At 48.1% G+C, this 2,568-nt stretch carries 2 protein-coding genes; both read left to right on the forward strand.

All coding sequences use genetic code 11. From position 1 onward, the window contains the following. A partial coding sequence (gene flhB / locus R8N28_RS23700) for a flagellar biosynthesis protein FlhB (protein ID WP_318183486.1) occupies positions 1 to 1,069 on the forward strand: 1,069 nt, incomplete at its 5' end. Between the two features lie 229 nt (positions 1,070 to 1,298). Then, positions 1,299 to 2,568, forward strand: a 1,270-nt coding sequence (locus R8N28_RS23705) for a flagellar biosynthesis protein FlhA (RefSeq protein ID WP_318183487.1), incomplete at its 3' end; no start/stop codon positions are given.

Below are 2,568 nucleotides of genomic sequence, written 5' to 3' on the forward strand. Positions count from 1 at the left end.
CAGAGAAAAGGGGCAGGTCGCACGCTCAAAAGAGCTCGCATCGGCGTCAGTGCTGATTGTGGGGGCTATCGCTCTGATGTGGTTTGGCGAGTCACTCGCACGTTCGCTGTTTTCCATTATGAGTCGTTTGTTCGACCTAAAACGCGACGAAATCTTTGATACCACAAAGCTATTTGATATCGCATTAGGCGCAATGACAGATTTGCTTTTTCCACTGTTTCTCATCCTTATCACGTTGTTTGTGGCGGCGACGATTGGTGCTGCAGGGGTTGGGGGCATTAGTTTTTCGGCCGAAGCGGCAATGCCTAAGCTGTCCAAAATGAACCCTCTGAGCGGTTTAAAACGCATGGTGGGTATGCAAAGTTGGGTTGAACTGATCAAATCGATCTTGAAAGTGGTGTTGGTGACAGGCGTTGCCATGTATTTGATCCAAGCATCGCAAGCAGATTTGATCCAACTTAGCATGGATGTTTATCCGCAGAATATTTTCCACGCGCTGGATATTTTGCTCAACTTCATCTTGTTGATCAGCTGCTCGTTATTGATTGTTGTGGCCATCGATATACCGATCCAGATTTGGCAGCACGCCGATCAGTTGAAGATGACCAAGCAAGAAGTGAAAGACGAATACAAAGAAACCGAAGGTAAGCCAGAGGTGAAAGGTCGTATTCGTATGCTGCAAAGGGAAGCGGCACAACGCCGGATGATGGCCGATGTGCCTCAAGCAGACGTTATTGTCACCAACCCGGAGCACTATTCAGTGGCGCTGCGTTATAAGCAGAAAACAGATCGTGCGCCAGTCGTGATAGCGAAAGGTACGGATCATATGGCGATGAAAATTCGAGAAGTGGCACGTGAGCACGACATTACGATTGTGCCTGCTCCACCACTTGCACGTGCGCTTTACCATACCACTGAGTTGGAACAAGAAATTCCTGACGGTCTATTTACCGCGGTCGCGCAAGTGCTGGCGTTTGTGTTCCAGTTAAAACAGTACCGCAAACGTGGTGGTCAGCGACCGAAAATTCAAGATTATGACTTGCCAATCCCGCCGGAACATCGTCATTAATCGTGCAACAAGCAAAATTAAGAAAAATATAAAACAATCAATGGATTGTGCTGTTATTTAGCTTTGAGTCATTATTTTGGCGTTGATTTTGGTACATAGATTGCTTAAGTCGACTAATTATCAACTATACCTAAACTTTTAGGCGAAAGTGGTCGCGTATAAACATTAGACATACGTATTAAAGTGCGTATTCGCGTGACGCTTCAATTCGATTGAGATACCTCGCAGTATGAAGTTAAGCCTGCCGTTTGCAGATAAATTGCCACGAATTCGTCAGCGTGAGATGCCAGCTATTGGCGCGCCTGTCATGGTTTTGGCCACCCTTGCGATGGTGGTATTACCGATACCCGCGTTCCTACTGGATATGTTCTTCACCTTTAACATCGCCTTAGCCATGGTGGTGTTGTTGGTGACGGTATATACACGCCGCCCGTTAGATTTCGCCGCGTTCCCAACGGTGCTGCTGATCGCGACGTTGTTGCGTTTGGCGCTGAACGTTGCGTCTACCCGTGTCGTGTTACTTCATGGTCATGAAGGGGGCAATGCGGCAGGTAATGTTATCGAGGCGTTTGGTAACGTTGTAATTGGCGGTAACTACGCAGTCGGTTTGGTCGTCTTCCTCATCTTGATGATCATTAACTTTATGGTTGTGACCAAAGGTGCGGGGCGTATTTCTGAGGTGAGCGCTCGTTTCACCCTTGATGCGTTGCCTGGTAAACAGATGGCGATTGACGCGGACTTAAACGCAGGCCTTATCGACCAAGAGCAAGCGCGCGTGCGTCGTTTTGAAGTGACCAAAGAGGCAGATTTCTACGGCTCAATGGATGGTGCGTCTAAGTTTGTAAAAGGCGATGCGATAGCCGGTATTTTGATTCTGTTTATCAACATCATCGGCGGTCTGTCGATTGGTATGGCGCAGTACGGGTTAGGCTTTGGTGAAGCGATCCAAATCTATACCTTGCTAACGATTGGTGATGGTCTGGTTGCTCAAATTCCATCGTTATTGCTGTCGATTGCAGCGGCGATGATGGTAACGCGCCAAAACACCGATGAAGACATGGGCGAGCAGCTGGTTTTCCAAATGTTCGACAACCCGAAAGCGTTGATGATCACGGCGGCAATTTTGGGCGTGATGGGTATCGTACCGGGTATGCCGCATTTTGCTTTCTTAACGTTGGCCGTTGCTGCTGGCACGGGTGCTTACTTAATTGACAAGCGTCAGAAGCAGAAAGCAAAAGAACCAGCATTACCTGCGAAAGCAGAAGATGGCAGCGAGCCGATTTCTCAACGTGAGTTGTCGTGGGATGACGTTCAACCTGTTGATATTATTGGTTTAGAAGTGGGGTATCGATTAATCCCGCTGGTGGATCGTGACCAAGGCGGAGAGTTATTAGAGCGCGTGAAAGGCGTTCGTAAAAAGCTCTCACAAGATTTTGGTTTCTTGATCCCAGCTGTACACATTCGCGACAACCTTGAGCTGACGCCAAACAGCTACAGAA

This window comes from Vibrio sp. Vb1554, from assembly GCF_033344235.1.